This window comes from Alphaproteobacteria bacterium, from assembly GCA_019635875.1.
Lineage (GTDB): Bacteria > Pseudomonadota > Alphaproteobacteria > Reyranellales > Reyranellaceae > JAFAZJ01.
Map to the genome: position 1 here is coordinate 40,803 of JAHBYP010000001.1, position 20,921 is coordinate 61,723.

Sequence of the window (20,921 nt, forward strand, 5' to 3'; positions counted from 1 at the left end):
CTCGCCGCACCTCTACGCCGCCGCCTGCCTCGCCCATCTTGGCCGCATGTGAGGCGCTGGAAAGCGCGAGGGCACAATTCGGCTAGCAGATCGCCCGGCTGCAGAAGCGGCCACCATGGTGAGAGTGAAGGATTGGGCGATCTAGACGCAGGGGTTGAGGTTGGCGGCTGGAAGGGCGAAATAGCGTCACCCTCAAGTCTCAGGTGTACAACCTGACAACTGTGGATAAGGTCCACCAGAAGCGTGGCTATGTGTGTCGTGTTGCTTCAAAGGTCTCGATAGACTGGCGGCCAAGGTATTGAGCATGAGCGCGAGGACAGTCTGCATCGTTAGTTGCACGGCGCATAAGCGCGATGCACCAATGCGCGCAGAGAATCTCTATTCATCAGAGCTGTTTTATAAGTCACGCAGGTACGCCCAAGCGAACTTCGACGCATGGATGATTCTGTCGGCAAAGCACGGATTGGTCCGGCCGTCGGAAGTCATCGCTCCGTACGATCTCAAGCTCACAACGCTTTCCCGACCCGAGCGAGCGGTACTTGCCCAGCGCGTGTCCTCCCAAGTGGCAACTCTTCTTGATCCTAGCGATCGAGTCACCTCGATCTGCGGCGAGGAGTATGACGAGCTATTGTGCGATGCAGGTGTCCGATTTGAACGAAAGTGCGAGTTTGCCCTCCCTATCGGTAAAAAGCTGCAGGCTCTCGATACGGCTACAGATCCGGAAAAAAGTCAGCGAGTGCTCGATGCTGCCTATAAGATTATCGGGCGTCTCTCGAAAAACATGGAAGGAAGGCGGCTCCGAAATATTGTCGGCGGCGAGATGCCCCCGTCGGGTATCTATCTTTTTCTCGACGAAGCTGAGCCACGACTGAAGCAGATAGATCAGCTGCGCATTGTAAGAGTCGGGACTCATGGTGTCGCAGCTGGCTCCAAAGCCTCTCTCAAAAACCGCATGAGGACCCATTACGGAACTGCGATGGGAGAAGGAAACCATCGCAGCTCAATCTTTCGATTACACACCGGTCAAAGCCTAATGAATGCGAGTCGAGCTCCTTCTGTTAGCACTTGGGGCACGCCGACCGCCGACAAAGAGGCGCTTGCTGCTGAACGTGATCTTGAGAGGGCCGTTTCTAACTATCTTGCCAACTTGTGCGTTCTCCTCGTTGCAGTGCCCGGAGAGGCCGACAAAGGCAACGATCGCGCTTACCTCGAACAAAATCTCATCGCTTTGTTGTCGAATGGATGCAGACCTCTTGATCCACCCAGCAGCGAATGGCTGGGCCTTCGGTCCGCAAAACGGCAGATTCGAAAGAGCGGGTTGTGGAACGTTAATCACGTTGATCAGCAGTTTGATCCAGGCTTCCTTGACGTACTCGACCATTATGTCTCTGTGACCATAGGGGCGAAGGCCATTCCAGAGAAGCAATTGGCGCCACTCGATTGGCAGTCCCGTTTGCGCCACAGTGCAAGGCAGCTGGCCTTACTATGAGTGTGATCGCTAGTTCAGGGATGGCTCCCCTAGTTGCCCGATACGCGAAGGCACTTTGCCACCTTAACTACGCCCGTCGTATCGGGCGATTGGGGCTGATTCTCGGCTCGGGGGTTAGCGATGAGCTGGAGATTCCTAAGTGGAAGGATCTCATCGAGGGAATCGAGCAAAGATTGAATTATAGCGGTGCCGGGGCGCCAGAGGCACATCGCGCCGAGCAGCTCTTTCAGCACTACAAGAAGTTGCGCAAGGAGGAGCTTGGTTGGGCGGGTGGCGCGCGGCTCGATGCAGCGGTTTCGGTTGGTTGGCGTGATGTCGTCGCTCAATGTCTTTACAAGTGCTTTCTTAACGTTGACGGGGAGTTTGATGAGAGCGCGTATGTCCAAAAAATCAGGGATCATCCCTACCTACTTAACTTGGGCCGACTAGCCCATAACATCGGAACACAGTTGGCGGGGTTTCAAGGCACCGGAGCGCCGAGCGCTGGATTGGTGGTTAGTCACAATTTTGACGATGCTCTTGAGGCCGCAATCGAGTTGAACCCGTCCCAAGAGCCCCCTAGTCGTCGATACCATTCATTTTGGCGTCCTGAGCCATTCTTGCGGCGCGGAGTGGTGAATATTTATCATCCAAACGGATACACGCCCTTACGGCGAGGCCTGCGTGGGAGTGAAAGTCTTGTCCTGACGGAGGCCACCTTTGCCGATCATCTCGCCAACACCAACACGGAGGAGTCCAACTTCTTACTTCGACACCTTGCCGACAAAACTTGCCTTATAATTGGTCACTCATTGGCTGATGGCACTTTAAAGAACGCGTTGAGGCAACACGCTAATCAGCGACCTGCACATGTGAACTATTACGTGCATTGGGTTCGGAATGGCGAGAGCGAACTCAACGACGATCAGCGACGAGCAATTCGAGAGGCAAATTTCGAGACCTACAATCTGGTGACCATCTTCGCAAGCTCGGCAGAGGTTAGCGAACTTCTTTTGACTGTTATGATGACAGAGGATGATTTTGAGGGACATCTGAAGAAGCATTCCCAGATTGCTAGGTATGTCTATTACGTTGTTGGGGCAGTTTCCTCGGGAAAGAGCACAACTCTGAGGCATCTTCGAGATCTTGCGACGGTGGAAGAGTGGCCGAACAAAATGCCGCCGATCATGAACCGGCAATCTATTGGCTTAAAGAAGACAGAAGAAGAAGAGATTGACGAAGGGCTTGAAGACGCGATTTGGAAGAAGAATACCGAGATCCGGTCCATGAAGGTTGGCATTGTTGCGGTAGATCGAGCGCCGCTCGACTTTATTGCGTTTCCCGCAACGGATGATGAGCCAATGCGCGAAACTGCGACCAGGAGAGCGAAAGCAGTTTTGGGGCGGTTGCTGAGGGACGACATGCGTGATTTTTGCGCAGGGCAGGTCATCTTGGTGCGAGCAGAAACAGAAGCGTTAGTGCAACGCCAGATGCAACGGGGCGGCCGTACGAAGCCTGAGGAGGTCGCTAATGGTAGCACCGCTAGCTATCTCAGCAATCAGAAGGCGCGCCTCGACGACATCTATAAGGACGCGAGTGTCATTGATAGCGATCGATGCTCGGTCGGGACGTCTGTAAAGGCTGCAGCACGCATCATTCATTTTGATGACTATGTACCGTTTGATTTCGCCGGTCGGCTGCGCGCGATACAAGGAGACAATTGAGTGTTCCCTCGAAAGAATGTCTACTTGGCTAGTCCTCTCTTTTCTGAGGCTGAGCGGACCTACAATGAGCACCTCTGTAAGACGCTGCAAAGGTGGTGCGATGTTTTTTTGCCTCAACGAGACGGCGAATTAGTTCCGCACCTTGTTAAGCAAGGGTTATCACCCAGCGATGCGTATCGTGTGGTTTTTGAGAGGGATATACGAGCCATTCGGGCTTGCGATGCGCTCGTGATAAATTTGGATGGTCGCGCAGTGGATGAGGGGGCCGCGTTCGAGTTGGGCGTTGCTCATGCTTTAGGTAAGCGCTGCGTCGGCATACGCACAGATCCGCGTGTTCTATTGCAATGGGGATTGAACCCTATGATTGCCGTTCCCTTGTCTGAGACATTTAGCTGTTTGGAGATGTTGGAAGATTGGGCGAAGGCCTTTGGTGAAGGCAGTTTTGAACGACCTCGTCTCGTGAGGTAGATTGATAGGCTAGGTTCGTCGCATATTGCTCGATGCGCTCATCATTGCCTTGATCCGCTCGACGTAGGGGCGTGTATCAGGCCTGTGTCCATTGACACTATTGCGCCACCCCAGCACGCGTAGAGGCGGAAATAGGAGTTCGCGCGGTCCGGGCGTACACACCGGTTCCAGTTTTCACCCTGGAGTGCGTCCCATATCCCGCGCCCGTCTGATCTCGCCCGAGTTCTGGACCTTGGAGGCGGTCGTCGACGGCGCGCCGATGACCCGCCTGCTGTTGCTCGGGCTGGCGAATCTCGTCGACGATTTCGGCGGAGGAGTCCGTCTTCGACATCCCCCTTCCGCCCTTCGGGCACCTTCCCCCCCCCGGGGGAAGGGAAGTCCGAGCTCGCCGCCCGCCGCTCACCACACCGGCAACGCGCTGCGGCCGATGACCCAGCCGTGGCCGAACAGCAGCACGAAATACACCACGATCGCGATCGCCAGCCGGCGCGGGCCGACCTTCGCGAAATTGAACCGCGTGCGGCCGTCGAGCATCGCGGCGAAAGGGATGTTCGAGGTGTGCGCGACGAAGGCCGGGTAGGTCTCGGGAAAGCTGCGGCTCTTGCGTGCGTCGATGCCGAGCATGCCGCCGAAGGCGAGCAGCGCGATGCCGCCGGTCAGGATCACCGTGGCGGCATCGCCGTTGGCGATCATGTGGCCCAGCGCCCACAGGCCGAAGCCCCACAGCCCGGGATGGCGCACGATGGCGTGGATGCCCAGGCCGTCGGCATAGTCGAACGGCTTGTTCTCGGCGCCGGCGACGCCCGGGCTGGGCGTGCCGTTGCCGATCACCACCAGCAGGGTCGAGGGGATCATGATCAGCAGCAGCAGGTGGCGCGCCCAGATCGGATCGCCCCACAGCGCGACATAGGGCGCGCGGCTATGGGCGAAGATCATCCAGGCCAGGCCGATGCCGACGACCACGGCGTAGATCGCCGGGAAGGCCCTGGCGCCGGCCAGGCGCTGCAGCGGACTGCGCAGCGGATGCGACATCAGGAAGTGCCCGCCGACGAAGAAGGCCGTCGCCAGGGCCATCGCCAGGATCGAGCCCGCCACCAGGTTCATCGTTGTTTCTCCTGCGATTCTTCGTCAGTGAACGTCGTTAATGTAACATGATCAGCGACCGATGCGCCAACTGGCGTAGGCTCGGTCCAACAACCGCCGGGGAGGGCACGATGGAGATGCGCACGCTGGGCCGCACGGGCCTGAAGACCTCGGTGCTCGGTTTCGGCTGCGGTGCCGTGGGCGGCCTGATGACCAAGGGCGACGCGGCCGACCAGGAGCGCGCCGTGGCGCGCGCGCTGGAGGCGGGCATCAACTATTTCGACACGGCGGCGCTCTACGGCGATGGCGAATCGGAGCGCAATCTCGGCCGCGTGCTGGCCCGGCTGAAGCCGAACGTCGTGGTCGGCACCAAGGTGCGGCTGGCGCCCGGCGACATGTCGCGCATCGGCGCGGCGATCGGCGAGGCGCTCGACGCCAGCCTCGGGCGCCTGGGCCTGGAGTCGGTCGACCTGTTCCAGCTGCACAACCCGATCGAGACCAGCGGCCGGCCGGGCTCGATCAAGGTCGAGGCGGTGCTCGACGAGGTCGTGCCGGCCTTCGAGCGGCTGCGCCGCGCCGGCAAGATGCGCTTCGCCGGCATCACCGCCACCGGCGAGTCGGGCGCGCTGCGCCGCGTCGTCGACGCGCAGGCCTTCGACACCGCGCAGGTGATGTACAACATGCTCAACCCCAGCGCCGGCGGGCCGATGCCGGCCAATGCGCCGGGCCAGGATTACGGCCGCCTGCTGGAGCACACCAGGAAGGCGCGCATGGGCGTGATCGGCATCCGCGCGCTGGCCGGCGGCGCGCTCTCGGGCAGCGAGGCGCGCCATCCGCTGGCCATGCAGGTGGTCGACCCGATCGGCTCGGGCCGCGACTTCCGCTCCGACGTCGAGCGCGCGCGCCGCTTCGAGATGCTGATCCGCGAGGGCTTCGCGTCGAGCCTCACCGAGGCGGCGATGCGCTTCGCCATCGCCCACGAGGGCATGACGACCATGATCATCGGCTACTCGACGCTCGATCACCTCGAGCAGGCGATCGCGGCGGTCGGCAAGGGGCCGCTGCCGCGCGCCGCGCTCGATCGCGTGGCGGCGCTCGCCGCGCAGCGATGAGCTTCAAGATTCCCGAATCGGTGCTGGTGGTGATCCACACCGCCGAGCTGAAGGTGCTGATGCTGGAGCGGCTCGACTGGCCGGGCTGGTGGCAGTCGGTCACCGGCTCGCGCGAGGCGGCCGACGCGTCGCTGGCCGACACCGCGCGGCGCGAGGTGCGGGAGGAGACCGGCCTCGACGTCGGCGCGGCACTGAGCGACTGGGGCGTGGTCAACCGCTACGCCATCTACGGACGCTGGCGGCCGCGCTACGCGCCCGACGTCACGCACAATGTCGAGCACACCTTCGGCGTCGAGGTGCCGGCACCCTTCGCCGCGACCTTGCATCCTCAGGAGCACGCCCGCTACCTCTGGCTGCCCTGGCGCGACGCGCTTGGCCGCTGCTACTCCGCCACCAACCGCGCCGCCCTGGTCAGATTGGCAGAGAGAGCGAGATTGGTCTGAGGAGGGGGAAGGTGGCGCGCAGCGACGGAAGGGGGATGTCGAAGACGGACTCCGGCGTTCGTCTTCAACATCCCCCTTCCGCCCTTCGGGCACCTTCCCCCTCCGGGGGAAGGAAGTACCTTGGCGACTCAAGCCGGCCGGCGCACGCGGCGTGACCACAGCAGGCTGACGATGACCAGCAGGGCGCCGCCGCCCAGCATGCCGAGCGCGACCTGGCCGCCGTAGTCGGCGAAGAAATCCTCCTCGTCGGGATTGCGCGGCTTGAACAGCGGCGGCGGCCTGCGCGGCGTCGGGGCGGGCTGGGTGAGGATCGGCGGCCGCGCGCCGTCGAAGCGCCGCGCGCGCTCGCCATTGGCCGACAGCAGCCGGTCGACATGGTCGCGCTGGTCCGTCTGCATCCAGTCGAGCGCCGCGCCGTCGCCGTCGTAGGGCGCCACGACCTCGATCACGATCGACTGGCCGGCGGCGACGGTCCAGGCGCGCAGCGAGGCCATCTCGTGCTGCCGGCCGTCGATCGCCACGACCACCGCATCGGCCGACATCAGCGCGCGATCGGTGCGCTCCATCAAGCCGATGTGGCCGTAGCGATAGGCGCCCGTGCCGTCGGGCGGGCCGTCGGCGGCCTTCTTCAGGGTCGCATCGCGGCCGGCAACCGGACGGCCGGCGACGATGCCGTTGAGGTAGGCGATGCGGCCGCGCTCGACCGGGCCGGCGGCCGGATCGTGCAGCATCTGCATGACCTCGATCGGCTCGGCGTCCCTGTCCTGGCGCCACAGCTTCAGCTCGTCGCAGGGCGACATGCGCCGCAGCACCTTGCGATCGCCCGGCAGCCGGTCGAGCGCGTCGATCAGCAGCTTGTCGCGCGCATCCGCCGCGTCGAGGTCGCAATACTGGAACGGCGCCGGGATCGCCATCTCGCGATCGCCGACGCGCATGCGCTCGGTCTTGGGCGAGTCCTGCTGGGCGCCCGCGGACTGGCTCCACAGGGCGCCCAGCACGAGCAATGCGCACCAGCGACAAAGGCGACCGAAGGACATGACGCCAATATAGTCGCGCGCCCGGTCGAGCGCGATCCTCATGTCGTCTTCGACCCCGACTGGTGAATCTCAGCTTTCACTGCGATAGCGACCAGGCGGCTGCGGAGAACCGGGTATTTCCCGGATGGCTGGAATGGCGATCCCGCCGTAACATCCCTCGTTGCGGTGGTCGGCGCTCAGTCCGCTTCTCCGACTCCTTCCCCGGCTCGAGGTGATCCATGGATCTCGGCCAATTGACCGACCTGCCGGAAGCGAAGTTCGCCCGCTCCGGAGAGGTCAGCATCGCCTATCAGGTACTGGGTGCCGGTCCGGTCGACATGGTTTTCGTGCCTGGCCTGATCTTCCACATCGAAGGCGTCCACATGCTTCCGGGCGCCACGGATTTCTTCCGGCGATTGGCGCAGTTCAGCCGGTTGGCGATCTTCGACAAGCGGGGCCAGGGCCTGTCCGACCGCGTCCCGGGTGCGGCAACGCTCGAGGAGCGCGTGGACGACGTGAGGGCCGTGATGGACGCGCTCGGCATGCAGCGCATCGCCCTGTGCGGCTACTCCGAAGGCGCGCTGATGTCGGCTTTCTTTGCTGCCAGCTATCCCGAGCGCGTGAGCCACCTCATTCTCCTCGCCGGCCTGGCCAAGTTCAGCCGATCGCCGGACTATCCCTACGGCTTCACCGACGAGCAGATCCGCAAGTCAGCGGGCTACTATGGCGACGGTCGGCTGTTCAAGCTGATCGCGCCCTCCTGGAGCAACGAACCGATCATGGCACAGGGGCCGCGCATCGAACGTCTCTCCTGCAGTCCCGGAAACTATCGGGCCCTCACCGAGATGAACCTGAAGCTCGACGTTCGGCAGGTCCTGTCCGACATCCGGGTTCCGACCCTGGTCCTGCATCGCAAGACCGACATCATGGCCCCGGTCGAAGGCGGCCGCTATTTCGCGGCGCAGATACCGGGAGCGAAATACATCGAGTATGCGACAGGCGACCATTGGCCCACGGCCGGCGACGGCAACGCCGTGTGCGCGGATATCGAGGAGTTCGTCACCGGTGAGCGGGGCCATGTGGCGGAAGCGGTCGACCGCGTCCTCGCGACAGTGCTGTTTACCGACATTGTCGATTCGACAAATCATGCCGCCCGTCTAGGCGATGCGGCCTGGCGCAGGACACTGGATGAGCACGACCGCATTGCCCGGCGGTTGATCGAGCAGCATCGCGGCCGCCTGATCAAGTCGACCGGAGATGGCGTTCTCGCCGTCTTCGACGGCCCGGGACGAGCGATCCGCTGCGCCCTGGCCATGGAACCGTCGCTGGCGCGCCTGCAGCTGTCGGTTCGCGCCGGCCTTCACACCGGCGAGGTCGAGGATCGTGGCGCCGATATCGGCGGCATTGCCGTGCATGTTGCCGCCAGGGTCATGGCCAGGGCACAGGCCGGCGAGGTGCTGGTGTCGCGCGTCGTCGCCGATCTTGTGGCCGGATCCGGCATCGGCTTTCATGAACATGGGAACGCCGAGCTGAAAGGGCTCCCCGGTCAATGGGCGCTGTTCTCCGTCGATCTCTGATCATCCGCCCGTGTGCGGACCAGCGCACCCGGCGGTTTCGCTCCTAGTTCTTCGCCATGCCGGCGACCAGCGCGGCGACGTTGTGGCGGAACATCTTCTCGTAGGTGTCCGCCGGTCCGCCGGCCGGCGAGAGCGCATCGACGTAGAGCGCCGGGCCGACCACGCCGCCGGCCTCGCGGGCGATCTGCTCGATCAGCTTGGGGTTGGCCATGTTCTCGATGAAGATCGCGCGGATGCCCTCGCGGCGGATCTGCTGGATCAGGGTGGCGACGTCGCGCGCCGAGGCTTCCTGCGCCGTGCTCAGCCCCTGCGGTGCGCGGAAGGTCACGCCGTAGGCGCGCGCGAAATAGCGGAAGGCGTCGTGGCCGGTGATGACGCGGCGCTTGGCCTTGGGCACGGTGTCGATCTGCTGGCGCACCCAGGCATCGAGTTCGGCCAGGCGCTGGTCGTAGGCCGTGGCGCGCTGGCGGTAGCCCTCGGCGCCGGCCGGGTCGGCCTCGGCGAGTCCCTGGGCGATGGCGGCGACGTAGCGGCGGGCCAGCGCCACGTCCTGCCACATATGCGGGTCGGCGCCGGCGGGCTTGCCGTGGCCGTGGCCGTGGCCGTGGCCAGGACCGTGGTGATGGCCCGCGATGTGGCGCTCGCGCGGCACGCCCGCGGTGGCGACGATGCGCCGTCCCTTGAACGGCGCGGCGCCGGCCAGGCGGTCGGCCCAGGCCTCGAAGCCCAGGCCGTTGCTCACCAGCACCTGCGCGCCGGCGACGGTGCGGCTGTCGCCGGTGGTCGGCTGATAGGTGTGCGCATCCTTGTCGGCGCCCACCAGGGTGACCAGCTCGATGCGCTCGCCGCCGACCGCGGCGACGAGATCGGCCAGGATGGTGAAGCTGGCGACGACCTTCGGCTTCTTCTGCTGGCCGAGGGCCGGCAGCGCCGCCAGCGCGCCGCTGATCGCGAGGAGGGCACAGGCCTGCCGCCGGGTCGTCGGTTTCATGGCCGGACAGTAGTGTTATGTTATAACGTCAGTCAAGCGTCAGGATGGTCGGCGCATGGCCTGTATGGCCGAAGAAGCGGCCGAGATCGGCGCCGCTCAGGCCCACGGTCATGGTGTTGACCAGGGGATGCGCCCAGGCGCGCGGCGCCTCGAGGATCACCCGGTCGACCGCCAGGCGCACGGCATGCGCGCCGTCGTTGACCAGCGCGAAGGGCGTCACCGAGCCCGGCCGCACGCCGAGGTGTTTCATCAGCCGCTCGGCGCTGCCGAACGAGGCGCGGCCCAGGCCGATGCGCTCGCCGAGCCGCTTGAGGTCGATCGGCCGGTGCGCCTCGGCCACCACCAGCCACATCTCCTCGCGCTTGTTGCGCAGGAAGAGGTTCTTGATGTGCACGCCACCGGTCAGCGCCGGATGCTGCGCGTTGACGCGGCTCGACTGCTCGACGGTGAAGACCGCCTCGTGCGCCACGGTCTCGTGCGGGATGCCGAGCGTGGCGAGCAGCGCCAGCAGCGCCTGCGGCGTGGTCGGCAGGTCGTGGCCGTCGGGCAGGGTGGCGGTGTCCATGGGTCGCTGCTTAGCAAGCTTGCCAAGCCGATGGAAAGCCGGTATCTCCCGCCCCCACCGCGAGGAGCGCGGGCGTAGCTCAGGGGTAGAGCACGACCTTGCCAAGGTCGGGGTCGAGGGTTCGAATCCCTTCGCCCGCTCCAGTTTTCCTAAATAAAATCAAGTATTTGAGAACGGCCCCTCGGGGCCGTTTTTGCTTGGAGAGCTCTCCAGAAGCAGCTTTCTGAGCGAAATCTATGCATCCAGTCGAAAGTCGCCGGATGCTGTGGCGTGTTTGCGGCGAACCTACGAACCTAGGGTGGTCAAGTTGATCAATCTGGCCAGTCGTCAGGGGCGGTGCTTGTCGTTCGGGATCCATCGCGTTACGTGGATCGTCCTGGTGGGAGCCGCCATTTTGGTTCGCAGTTTCGTTCAGAACTGGCTCCCCGGGATCGACGAAAATGAGAAATTCGAGTTCGCCATTCCGCTACGCCAAGGCACGCCGGTGGGGCCGAAAATCCGCAAGCGCGACCGGGATCGCGCGGAACGGCTACGCCTTGCGGGTGGCCCGAAACCTTCCTTGCGCGACAGGGCCGTTGCATTGGCGAGCGAGCGTGGAGTTGAAGGACGCGTGAACTGACGGAGATTGGCGTTCCGCGCTGCTACTTGGCCCGGATGTGCGAAGAGGGTCTGCTCGCAAAGGTCGGCTACCGGCTCTACCGCGCTGCAGGTCGCAGGGCTGCTTGACTTTCGAGGAATAGACGCTGGTCCGACGCCTCTGTCGAGGCGCGATCGGGCGATGTGTAGCTGCTGAACACCTAGCGATTGCAACTTGGTGGCACCGCAAGGATATCGCATTCGAAATGCCGAAGCGCAGCGTCGGCGACGCTTCCAAGCAACATCTTCTTCAACCCGCCATGACCCCGTGTACCGATGATCAGAAGATCGGGCTGAAACTGATGAACCCCAGCCTCAATGGCTTCGAACGGTGCACCCTTCTCGATGAGAAGCAACTTCGACATCTCTTCGAACCCTTCGTTGCGAAGAAAGGCCGCAATAGCGGCGCGTGCCTGGCTGGCGCTCACAGACACATGCTCGTTCACCTGTTCACGCTCAACTCCAGCGTAGTACATCATGCTCTCGCCTAGCGGGAGAAAGCCGTGCACCACCCCGGCCTGGGAAGGGCTCAGAAGACCAAGTCCTTGTGCCGAGCGAAGGGCGTGAGCCGAAGCTTCGGACAAATCGACCGCGGCAAGCACATCGCCATATGGGGTGTCATCGTCACGGTTGACCATGAGTACCGGTCGGCCTCCGAGGCGCATCACACGCTCGATGGTCGTCCCGGTGAAGACATCACCGAGCAGACGCTTCCTGTGCGAGCCCATAACGACGAGGTCGGCGTCAATCCTCTGGGCCTCGTCCACGATCACCCGGAACGGATCGCCCACCAAAGCCGTAATTCTTGGGGTCGATTGGAAGCCATCTCGCCCCAACTGTTCTAGGAGGCGCGAAAGCGCTTTCTCGGCACCTCTGCATTCCTCATCGATCAGTGCCTGCGGCTTGTCGTCGTCCACGACGTGGAGAATCGAGAGCTGGGAGGCGAACTGCCGAGCCAGAGTAATCGCCCGTCGCAGGGCGCGCTCCGATCGTTCCGATAGGTCCGACGCAATGAGAATCTGCTTCATGGGCCGCTCCGGGTGTGGAGTTCCGGATCATAGTAAGGCTATCGTCGCCAGGAACCAGCCTTTTATCAATCTTGGCCGCGAGATATGCCCGATCAGATGATGCGACTTTTGCGCCCCCTCATGCAGAATGCTCGGGACCTCGCGCCGATCATCCTGGTTGTTTCCTTTTTCCAGTTCGTCATTTTGCAGGAGTCGGTGACCGATCTCGGAGAGAAATTCATGGGATTGGCATTCGTTCTTCTCGGGCTGACACTGTTTCTCGCCGGATTATCCATGAGTCTGTTCCCGTTGGGCGAGCGCCTGGCAGAAGAATTCGCGGAAAAGGCCAATCTCTGGCTTCTCCTATCTTTCGCCTTCGCTGTGGGCTTCGGCAGTACCGTCGCCGAGCCGGCTCTCATCGCGGTCGCGGAGCAGGCAGCTACGGCGATGACTTCGATGGAAGAGAAGGGGGAGATCGCACGAATTGCGTTGGGCCTGCGGCTGGCGACATCTGCGGCTGTTGGTCTCGCAGTCGTCCTGAGTTGTGTCCGGATTATCAGGGGCTGGCCAGCTCATGCTCCAGTCCTTGCCGTCTATGCCATCGCCCTCATTGTCGTGCTGGTGCAGCCAACCTCCATGGCCGGAATCGCATTTGATGCAGGCGCGGCGGCGACGTCGGCCATCAACATCCCGCTGATCGCGGCTTTAGGGATCGGCCTCGCAACAGTGCTAGAGGGGCGTTCGCCGCTGGCGGATGGATTCGGCGCGGTCGCGCTGGCCTCGGCCATGCCGATGATCACGATCCTCCTCGGCGCCTCGCTTCTGGGATAGCGCCGTGAGCGATGTGACCGCCCTCCTTATCGACAGCCTGGTCCAGACCGCGCTGGACGTGCTGCCGATCGCCGTTGTGATCTCCGTTTTCCAGACATTGGCCTTTCGGAGCGCGCCGCCTCAGTTCGGACGGATCCTCGTCGGGCTGGCGTCCATCATACTCGGAATATCCTTCTTTCGGGCGGGGTTGAATTTATCTTTCATACCCATGGGAGACAGTCTGGCGCTGCAGCTGGCTCAACGGGTTGCGTCACCTGGCCATTCAACCTTTTTCAATGCCTTGTGGCTTGTCGCCTTTGCTGCGGCGCTGGGATTGGCGGCAACGTTGATCGAGCCAACCTTGACCGGCGTAGCGGATCGTGTGCGTGATCTAACCGGAGGAGGGCTGCATCCGTTCAGCTTCCGACTGGTGGTCGCCGTTGGCGTTGCCGCTGGCCTCGCCCTTGGGACGGTTCGAATCCTGGTTGGGTTTCCCTATATCTATGTTCTGGTTCCGCTGGTCTTGCTCATTGGCGTCTTGGCGGCCTGGGCTCCGAGGCAGTTCGTACCGCTTGCGCTCGACAGTGGACCGATGGCGACGTCGGTCGTGACGGTGCCGATCATTGCAGCCTTTGGCGCGAGTCTTGCGCGCCACCTGCCTGGTCGGGACCCCTTGGCCGACGGCTTCGGCTTGGTGCTCCTCGCTTTGCTCATGCCGATCAGCTGTCTCTTGGTTTTCGCACAGGTCAGACTAATGTCGGACCGTAGACGCAATGGAGGAAAATAGTGCGATTCAAGTTGATATTGGCGTTAGCTGAGGAAGGTCGGGTTGAACCCCTCCTAAAGGCCGCAAGGGAAGCCGGCGCAACAGGCATGACAGTCATTCGCAGCGCTCGCGGCGAAGGCATGGTCCCGAAGAAGACCTTTCTTGGCCTAAATTTGACTGCCGTCCACGACATCGTGTTGTTCATAGTCGAAGAGAGCCTGTGTTCCAGCATTCTGGATCGGATTGCAGCGGCCGGAGAGTTCGAGACCAAACCTGGAAGTGGCTTGGCCGTTCAGCTTGCCGTCGAGGATGCCGTGGGTCTGTCGGGGCAGATCCGCGAGCTTTCCAAGAAGATCGAGGAGGAGTTATGAAGAAGGGAGCGGACTTGCGCGTCGAAGAGGTCATGACGGCCGAACCCATGACGATCGACGGCATGGCGCCCGTAACGGAAGCGCTGGCGCTGATGCAGGAAAGGAACATCAGCTCGCTGGTCGTGACGCGGAGGGACGCAGATGATGAGTACGGTCTCCTGCTTGTCGCCGATATTGCCCGAGGCATATCGACAAGCAACCGGCCGGTCTCACGAATTCAGGTCTACGAGGTGATGCAGAAACCTGCGCCCGCGGTCGATGCTGAGATGAAGCTGAAGTACGCGGTCCGTTTCATGACACGCTTCGGCATCAGCCACTGTGTGGTCCTGCGCGGGCGAGATTTGGCGGGTATTGTGTCTCTTCGTGACATCACCATCAGGTTCCTTGAACAGGGTGCGGCGCCGGACGCTCCGTCACCCTGAATGCTGCTATTGCGACGGCAACCCGCTTTTCAGCCTCAACGATCAACAACAAAGCGACCCCGACTGCCACGATGATAACACCGTCGGCGACGGACACCGGGCCGCTTCCAAAAACAGTCTGCATCGGCGGTAGATAGGTAAAGGCGAGCTGTGCGGCGACGACGGTCGCCACTCCGATGAGGACCGCGCGGGTCCCGAGCACTCCCTGCCACGTCAGCGACGTGCCGTGAACATAGCGAACGCTGAAGAGATAGAAGATCTCCATCACGACCATCGTATTGACCGCCATGGCGCGGGCCGTCTCGAGCGGCAGGCCCCGCTCTGTCGCCCAAGTGTAGATACCGAAGGTGCCAGCGACCATCAGGGCGGAGACGAAGAGGATCCGCCACAGCAACCGGCCCGACAGGATTTGCTGATCGGCGGGGCGTGCGGGGCGACGCATGGCGTCCGGCTCCGTCGGCTCGAATGCCAGGGTCAGGCCGAGAGCAACGGCCGTGATCATGTTGATCCACAGGATCTGCACCGGCGTTATGGGCAAAGTGAGACCGAACAGAATGGCAAGGATGATGGTGAAGGCCTCGCCGCCATTGGTCGGCAATGTCCAGGAAATCACCTTGGTGAGATTGTCATAAACGGTCCGGCCCTCGCGGACGGCCGCGACGATGGACGCGAAGTTGTCGTCGGCGAGCACCATTTCGCTCGCCTCCTTGGCGGCCTCGGTACCCTTGCCACCCATGGCCACGCCCACATCCGCGCGCTTCAGTGCCGGCGCGTCATTCACGCCGTCGCCTGTCATGGCGATGACGGAACCATCCGCCTGCAGTGTCTCGACGAGCCGCAGCTTGTGCTCGGGGCTGGTCCGGGCGAAGACGATCGCCTCATCGGCGTTCTTTCGGAACCCCGCATCCTCCAGCGCATCGAGGTCCTGGCCGGTCACGGCCTTGGGATCATCGGCAAGTCCAAGCTGGATGGCGATCGCGCGAGCGGTGGCGGCGTGGTCGCCAGTGATCATTTTGACGCGGATGCCAGCCGCCTTGCACTCCGCAATCGCCTCAATTGCCTCTGGCCGAGGAGGGTCGATCAGCCCCACCAGGCCGAGCAGTGTGAGACCGTGCTCGACATCGGACGGCGTGATCTGCCGGTCACCGCCGTTCATGGTGCGACGTGCCAGTGCGATCACACGCTGCCCGCGGGTCGCGAGCTGATCGATTTGTCTGTGCCAGGCTTCCGGATCGAGCATGCGCTCGCCATCCAGCGTCGCGACATGGGTGCACATTCCCAAGATGCGCTCCGGTGCACCCTTGACGTAGGCGACAGGTGCATGATCGCCACGCGCGTTGAGCGTGGTCATGTAGCGATGGCGCGAGTCGAACGGAATTTCGTCGAGGCGAGGGAAATTTGCCCGGGCGGCAGCCGCATCATGTCCGGCCTTGATGGCGAGCGAGACCATTGCTCCTTCCATCGGATCGCCATCAACCATCCAATCTTCGCCCGATTGCCGCAGCCCTGCGTCGTTGCAGAGGAGCGCTGCGAGCGAGAGTTCCTCGAGAACAGGATCGGCGGCGGGATCGAGAGGCTCCCCGGCCTCGCCGCGAAAATGGCCCTCTGGCCTGTAACCGGAGCCTTCGACCTCAATGGTCCGATCGGCGGTGGCGATGGCGCTCACCATCATTTCGTTGCGTGTGAGCGTGCCGGTTTTGTCGGAACAGATCACGGAGACCGAGCCCAACGTCTCGACGGCGGGAAGGCGCCGGATGATCGCGTTGCGGCGCGCCATGCGCTGGACGCCAACCGCGAGGGTGATGGTCATCACGGCCGGCAGCCCCTCGGGGATCGCCGCAACGGCCAGTCCGACGACAGCCATGAAGGCATCATCGAGGCCGTAGGCCTGCACGAGCACGGCATATGAGAACACGAGCGCCGAGACAGCCAACACTGCGAAAGTGACCTGCCGCGCGAACTGGTCCATCTGCCGGACGAGCGGTGTCGCAAGCCGCTCCACCGCGCCGATCAAGGCGCTGATGCGTCCGAGCTCGGTGGCGGCGCCCGTTGCCACGACGACGCCAGTCCCCTGGCCGGCAGTGATGAACGTCCCGGAGAATGCCATCGGGAAGCGGTCACCCAGGGGAGCGCCCGCATCCACGGCCTTCACCGTCTTGTCGACGGGTACGGACTCGCCCGTGAGGATCGCTTCGTCGGCTCGGAGCTTGCGTGCCTTGATGAGTCGCAGGTCTGCCGGCACCCGGTCCCCGGCTTCGAGCAACACGATGTCGCCCGGCACGACTCTGTCCGCCGCGATTGTGATGCGTCGGCCATCGCGAATGACCGAGGCGCTTGGATCGATCATTGCGCGTATGGCATCAAGCGCCTTCTCCGCGCGGCCCTCCTGGATGAAGCCAATGATCGCGTTGACGAGTACCACGGCAAATATGACCAACGCGTCGGTCCCATGGCCGATCGCTGCGGCAAGCACGCCTGCTGCCAGAAGGACATAGATGAGCAGGTTGTGAAATTGCAGAAGGAACCGCGTCAGCGTGTTGCGGCGCGGTCCTTGGGGCAACCGGTTCGGGCCGTGTGTCTCCAGGCGGTGTGCCGCTTCATGTTCGGAGAGGCCGTCGAGATTTGTCCGAAGCGCATCGAGAGCGGCGTCCGGAGTGAGAGCATGCCATGCCAAATCGGGAGCGCCTGACGAAGAGCTGGTTTCGTGCGATACAGTTCTCGCGGCCGGTGCCGCGGATGCCGTGTTGCGCATAAGTCTTGCCTCCGTCAGTCGGTCTTGCGGCACGGCACTGCCCTTGCTGGAGGCTTGGGCCGACCAAGCGGTTGTCACGGTGTGATTGCTACCTTGAGGACACCGTCTCGCTGGTTGGCGAAGAGATCATATGCCTCCTCGATCTGGTCGAGCTTGAATCGGTGTGTCACCAGCGGCCGCGTGTCGAGGCGGTTAGATGCGATCACCTCCATCAGCCGCTGCATGCGCTCCTTCCCGCCCGGGCAGAGTGTCGTGACAATGGTGTGATCGCCGAGCCCCGCAAGAAACGGACCGACCGGAATTTTCAGGTCGTTCGAATAGACGCCCAGCGAGGATAGCGTTCCGCCGGGACGCAGGACACGCAGCGCCGCCTCAAACGTCTCCTGTCGCCCCAACGCCTCAATGGCGACGTCGACGCCGCGGCCATCGGTGAGGTGCATGATATCGTCGACCGGATCGACCTTGGTGAAATCGACGACGTGGTCCGCGCCCATCTTGCGGGCGATTTCCATCCGTGGCTGCACTGTATCGACGCCAATGATCGTCGTTGCGCCCATCAGGCGTGCGCCCGCCGTGGCGCACAAGCCGATCGGCCCTTGTGCGAAAACCGCGACCGTGTCGCCGATCCTGACCTTGCCCCTCTCGGCTCCGGAAAAGCCCGTCGACATGATGTCAGGGCACATCAGCACCTGCTCGTCACTGAGAGCATCCGGGATCGGGGCGAGATTGGCCATTGCGTCGGGCACGAGGAGATATTCCGCTTGCGCGCCATCGATCGTGTTGCCGAATCGCCAGCCTCCCATGGGCTTGAAGCCGTGCTTTGTACCTGCGCCGTCTTGCGAGTGGCAGCCGCACAGGCAGGCGGCGCTATGTCCGCTCGGAGTGATGGCGCCCGCGATGACGCGCTGCCCCTCGCAATAGCCTTTGACTGCCGATCCGAGCTTCTCGATGATGCCGACTGGCTCATGGCCGATGGTGAGGCCACGCGCTACCGGATATTCCCCCTTCAGGATATGGACATCCGTTCCGCAGATCGTCGTAGTGGTGACGCGGATCAGTGCGTCGAGAGGCCCGACATCCGGGATCGGCTTCTCATCGAGGACGATTCGGTTTGGTTCGACGAAAATCGCCGCTTTCATCTTCGCCATGCTCACTTCTCCTGTGGTACTTCCGGGGGACACACATCGTCGGGCGGACGATTGGCATGCCGTCGCAGATAGTTTTCGAGATCCGACGGTGCGATCCGCCATTCGCGCCCCAGGTCCACAGCGCGGAGGTCGCCCGATTTGATCCACGAGCGCACCGCAACCTCGCCCACCTTCAAAAGGTCGGCGACGTCCTTCACTGACAGGAATTGGCGGCTTAGCATTTGAACGCCTCTGATCGTCGATCAATGCAGTTGAACGTAGCTGATACCGCGCTTAAGTCATTTGATCGAGATCAACGCCTATTATGATCTGGCGGGGCCATATAATTCTGGTGGCAGGATGCGCGTTGCCAAACCGGTTACGATTGGAGGAGAAGGTGGACCATGCAACGAATACTCATCGCGACCGACTTCTCGACCCGCTCGGACCGAGCCTTGCGTCGAGCGACTCTGCTGGCGCGGGAGGCTGCCGCCGAGATCGTTCTTGTTCACGGGGTGGATAACGACCAGCCGCCGCGGCTAGTAAAGGCGGAGGAGCGCGCAGCAAAAGACCTGCTGAGCGATCTTGCTGCCACTCTGCGCGAAGTCGACGGTGTGCGTAGCGAGACGCGCGTTGTCCTTGGCGAACCATTTCAGGTGATCGCCGAGGCGGCGGAACGCGCCGATGCAGATGTCATCGTGATGGGGCCTCACCGGCGGCAAGCCCTGCGGGATGTTTTCATCGGCACCACGATCGAGCGGACGATTCGACGAAGCCCGCGCCCAGTCATCATGGCGAACGCTGTTCCGGCGGGAAATTATGATCGTGTTCTCATCGCTACCGACTTTTTGGACTCTTCGGCGCTCGCGGTAAGGAAGGCACGGAAGCTCGGTCTTCTCGACCACGCCGAAGTCCTCGTCCTGCATGCGTTCGATGCTCCTGCCCGGAGCATGATTACCCGCTCGGTGATGTCGACGGATGAGTTGAAGGACTATATCGCCGAAGAAGAGGAACGCGCCGGCAACGAGCTTTCCGAGTTCCTCCGAAGGGTCGATCTGCGACCGAGCCGCAGCTTCGTTCAACTGATCGAGGCCCCCATTGCCGAGATTATCCGGGACTGTGTTCGCAAACAGAAGGTGGACCTTGTCGTCATCGGAACCCACGGCAGGTCGGGACCGGCCAAGTTCTTTCTGGGAAGCGTGGCGGAGGAAGTGCTCCGCGACTCCGATGTTGACGTGTTGGTCGTTCCGGGCGATCGAGAATCGGTTCCGGGGCAGTCATAATCGAGCCGTCGCAGCGGTTCACGTCGTTTATCGTGAAGAGTCCCTGACATTGTGAAGCAGGAGACATCATTCTCGTTCTCCGTTGCACACCGAACGCTATGTGACATAGTTCCCATCGCGCGAATGTAGCTCGCTGGCACGGAACTGTGCGCGGGCACAAATATGCCCGCGCACAATCGCTTCATTTGGGGCTAACGGCCCAGATAAGCCAAAATACGAGGCCGGCTGGCACTGCAACGAATATTGCGAACTTCAGGTAATCGCGAAAACCCAGCGCGAACGCGCGGCGATGCTCGCGGCGAAAGGCTTCGACGTTCTCCCGCAACTCGGGAATCGACGTGACCCGACCAATTTCAATGATCTTCCCGTGTTTGAGAAATGTGATGAGTTCGCGGGTTTCCTCGGCAGAAATGGCGGGGTAGCATCGAAGGATGTCTTCCGCTCGCTGAGTCTCGGCGGTGGCGCCGGAATCGGTATTTGTCTTTGTGTCCATAGAAAATTCCCAAGGCAATTAAGCCCCGATAAATGAGGTAATGGGGATGGTGCCGGACACCATCTTCAATGGTGTCCACGGATGCTTGTGTCAGATGATTATCTGAGGTGGAGCTCGGGCAGAATAGGGCGATGTTTCGGCACCGGCGAATAATAGATCCGAGCGTCCGACACTGCTGCACCGCAAGGCATTGCACGGCATGACGTCAGACGAGGAGGCAAGGACCGAATCAAACCCGTGGGAGACTTTGCGGTCATTGTCCCAATTGCGAGAGACCGGGGCGATTTCTGCCTTGCCGGCACGGACGAACTGCACATGGTTGCCGATCGCCATATCAAGGAACGACTGATGGAACGGCCGATCCAGATGCGGCATCTTCTGCCCCGTCGCCGTCCAGACGAAAGAGCAAAGCAGCAGCCAGGGTAGAAGCTTGACGATATACGGGCGCACTCTAACCGGCGGTGTTGCCGCCTCAGGGCCCCGAGGCTCCTCTCGGGGTGCAAGAGCTCCCCGCTGCGTCAATCGATCCGCCGTGTTTCGTAGACCTGCAGCTTGCTTCTGACTAGCTTCGCTCCACGACCGTGACCGAGCGACTCGAGCGCGCCTGCCAATGAATCGGCCAAACGAACCTCATTGATGAGCACGTGCCCTGGGCGGGAAGAAAGATGCCGCTTGAGGACGTATGAGCCGCGTGCGGTTCTATAAACCTCAATGAAGCCCGTGTCATGATGGTCCTCCTTAAGGAGCAACTCTCCGTTGAATTCCAAATCAGGGCCATTTGGATCGTGAACGATATAGTGGTTCATT

General features: G+C 62.3%; 21 protein-coding genes, 1 tRNA gene and 1 pseudogene. 13 read left to right on the forward strand and 10 right to left on the reverse strand.

Annotated features, from left to right (window positions below; all coding sequences use genetic code 11):
* Positions 1–361: 361 nt before the first annotated feature.
* From KF889_00215 to KF889_00225, 3 genes are read left to right on the forward strand one after another with little or no spacing between them, the layout of a single operon-like run.
* The gene (locus KF889_00215; GenBank protein ID MBX3497841.1) at positions 362–1,489 is read left to right on the forward strand and encodes a hypothetical protein; all 1,128 of its coding nucleotides are present in this window, start codon (positions 362–364) and stop codon (positions 1,487–1,489) included.
* Complete coding sequence (locus tag KF889_00220) at positions 1,486–3,192, forward strand: SIR2 family protein (protein ID MBX3497842.1); 1,707 nt, start codon at positions 1,486–1,488, stop codon at positions 3,190–3,192. The genes KF889_00215 and KF889_00220 overlap by 4 nt, the downstream gene beginning before the upstream one ends.
* Positions 3,193–3,660 (forward strand): nucleoside 2-deoxyribosyltransferase, encoded by a 468-nt coding sequence (locus tag KF889_00225; GenBank protein ID MBX3497843.1) that lies wholly within the window; start codon positions 3,193–3,195, stop codon positions 3,658–3,660.
* A gap of 399 nt (positions 3,661–4,059) precedes the next feature.
* Here the strand turns inward: KF889_00225 and KF889_00230 are convergent, their stop codons facing one another.
* Positions 4,060–4,764 (reverse strand): NnrU family protein, encoded by a 705-nt coding sequence (locus KF889_00230; GenBank protein ID MBX3497844.1) that lies wholly within the window; start codon positions 4,762–4,764, stop codon positions 4,060–4,062.
* A gap of 110 nt (positions 4,765–4,874) precedes the next feature.
* Between KF889_00230 and KF889_00235 the strand changes: the two genes are divergently transcribed.
* Together KF889_00235 and nudB are read left to right on the forward strand one after the other, a co-directional pair.
* Positions 4,875–5,855, forward strand: coding sequence for an aldo/keto reductase (locus KF889_00235; protein MBX3497845.1), 981 nt, complete (start codon positions 4,875–4,877; stop codon positions 5,853–5,855).
* Entirely contained in the window at positions 5,852–6,298 is a 447-nt protein-coding gene (nudB, locus tag KF889_00240) for a dihydroneopterin triphosphate diphosphatase (protein ID MBX3497846.1), read from the forward strand. Before KF889_00235 ends, nudB begins: the two co-directional genes overlap by 4 nt.
* A 128-nt stretch (positions 6,299–6,426) precedes the next feature.
* On the opposite strand, the gene KF889_00245 is transcribed toward nudB, so the two are convergent.
* The gene (locus KF889_00245; GenBank protein MBX3497847.1) at positions 6,427–7,377 is read right to left on the reverse strand and encodes a hypothetical protein; all 951 of its coding nucleotides are present in this window, start codon (positions 7,375–7,377) and stop codon (positions 6,427–6,429) included.
* Between the two features lie 176 nt (positions 7,378–7,553).
* Between KF889_00245 and KF889_00250 the strand changes: the two genes are divergently transcribed.
* A complete protein-coding gene (locus KF889_00250; protein ID MBX3497848.1) occupies positions 7,554–8,891 on the forward strand; it encodes an alpha/beta fold hydrolase in 1,338 nt (445 codons plus the stop codon).
* 43 nt (positions 8,892–8,934) lie between these two features.
* Here KF889_00250 and KF889_00255 read toward each other — a convergent pair whose 3' ends face one another.
* Entirely contained in the window at positions 8,935–9,882 is a 948-nt protein-coding gene (locus tag KF889_00255; GenBank protein MBX3497849.1) for a zinc ABC transporter substrate-binding protein, read from the reverse strand.
* Between the two features lie 28 nt (positions 9,883–9,910).
* Entirely contained in the window at positions 9,911–10,447 is a 537-nt protein-coding gene (locus tag KF889_00260) for a prolyl-tRNA synthetase associated domain-containing protein (GenBank protein ID MBX3497850.1), read from the reverse strand.
* A 68-nt stretch (positions 10,448–10,515) separates the two neighbouring features.
* Between KF889_00260 and KF889_00265 the strand changes: the two genes are divergently transcribed.
* Both KF889_00265 and KF889_00270 read left to right on the forward strand, forming a co-directional pair.
* Positions 10,516–10,590, forward strand: a tRNA-Gly gene (locus tag KF889_00265).
* A gap of 317 nt (positions 10,591–10,907) precedes the next feature.
* Positions 10,908–11,173 (forward strand): annotated as a pseudogene (locus KF889_00270) (type IV toxin-antitoxin system AbiEi family antitoxin domain-containing protein).
* 71 nt (positions 11,174–11,244) lie between these two features.
* On the opposite strand, the gene KF889_00275 reads toward KF889_00270, so the two are convergent.
* Positions 11,245–12,111 carry a universal stress protein gene (locus tag KF889_00275; GenBank protein MBX3497851.1) on the reverse strand — a complete coding sequence of 289 codons (867 nt, stop codon included), beginning with the start codon at positions 12,109–12,111 and terminating at the stop codon, positions 11,245–11,247.
* A gap of 84 nt (positions 12,112–12,195) precedes the next feature.
* On the opposite strand from KF889_00275, the gene KF889_00280 reads away from it, so the two are divergent.
* Genes KF889_00280 through KF889_00295 form a run of 4 tightly spaced genes read left to right on the forward strand, consistent with a single transcriptional unit; the run spans position 12,196 to position 14,459 of the window.
* On the forward strand, positions 12,196–12,921 hold the full coding sequence (locus KF889_00280) for a DUF1538 domain-containing protein (protein ID MBX3497852.1): 726 nt from the start codon (positions 12,196–12,198) through the stop codon (positions 12,919–12,921).
* A gap of 4 nt (positions 12,922–12,925) precedes the next feature.
* Positions 12,926–13,687 carry a DUF1538 family protein gene (locus KF889_00285; protein MBX3497853.1) on the forward strand — a complete coding sequence of 254 codons (762 nt, stop codon included), beginning with the start codon at positions 12,926–12,928 and terminating at the stop codon, positions 13,685–13,687.
* Positions 13,687–14,037, forward strand: a complete 351-nt coding sequence (locus tag KF889_00290) for a P-II family nitrogen regulator (protein MBX3497854.1) — start codon at positions 13,687–13,689, stop codon at positions 14,035–14,037. The genes KF889_00285 and KF889_00290 overlap by 1 nt, the downstream gene beginning before the upstream one ends.
* Complete coding sequence (locus tag KF889_00295; GenBank protein MBX3497855.1) at positions 14,034–14,459, forward strand: CBS domain-containing protein; 426 nt, start codon at positions 14,034–14,036, stop codon at positions 14,457–14,459. Before KF889_00290 ends, KF889_00295 begins: the two co-directional genes overlap by 4 nt.
* On the opposite strand, the gene KF889_00300 is transcribed toward KF889_00295, so the two are convergent.
* The 3 genes from KF889_00300 to KF889_00310 all read right to left on the reverse strand — a co-directional run bounded on the left by KF889_00300 (position 14,413) and on the right by KF889_00310 (position 18,580).
* Complete coding sequence (locus KF889_00300; protein MBX3497856.1) at positions 14,413–17,211, reverse strand: cation-transporting P-type ATPase; 2,799 nt, start codon at positions 17,209–17,211, stop codon at positions 14,413–14,415. The two genes, KF889_00295 and KF889_00300, sit on opposite strands and share 47 nt — an antisense overlap.
* 74 nt (positions 17,212–17,285) lie before the next feature.
* Positions 17,286–18,359, reverse strand: coding sequence for an NAD(P)-dependent alcohol dehydrogenase (locus KF889_00305; GenBank protein MBX3497857.1), 1,074 nt, complete (start codon positions 18,357–18,359; stop codon positions 17,286–17,288).
* A 2-nt stretch (positions 18,360–18,361) separates the two neighbouring features.
* Positions 18,362–18,580 carry a helix-turn-helix domain-containing protein gene (locus KF889_00310; GenBank protein MBX3497858.1) on the reverse strand — a complete coding sequence of 73 codons (219 nt, stop codon included), beginning with the start codon at positions 18,578–18,580 and terminating at the stop codon, positions 18,362–18,364.
* A 162-nt stretch (positions 18,581–18,742) separates the two neighbouring features.
* On the opposite strand from KF889_00310, the gene KF889_00315 reads away from it, so the two are divergent.
* Entirely contained in the window at positions 18,743–19,621 is an 879-nt protein-coding gene (locus tag KF889_00315; GenBank protein ID MBX3497859.1) for a universal stress protein, read from the forward strand.
* A gap of 181 nt (positions 19,622–19,802) precedes the next feature.
* On the opposite strand, the gene KF889_00320 is transcribed toward KF889_00315, so the two are convergent.
* Both KF889_00320 and KF889_00325 read right to left on the reverse strand, forming a co-directional pair.
* Entirely contained in the window at positions 19,803–20,114 is a 312-nt protein-coding gene (locus KF889_00320) for a hypothetical protein (protein MBX3497860.1), read from the reverse strand.
* A gap of 518 nt (positions 20,115–20,632) precedes the next feature.
* Positions 20,633–20,920 (reverse strand): hypothetical protein, encoded by a 288-nt coding sequence (locus tag KF889_00325; protein ID MBX3497861.1) that lies wholly within the window; start codon positions 20,918–20,920, stop codon positions 20,633–20,635.
* Position 20,921 lies beyond the last annotated feature (1 nt).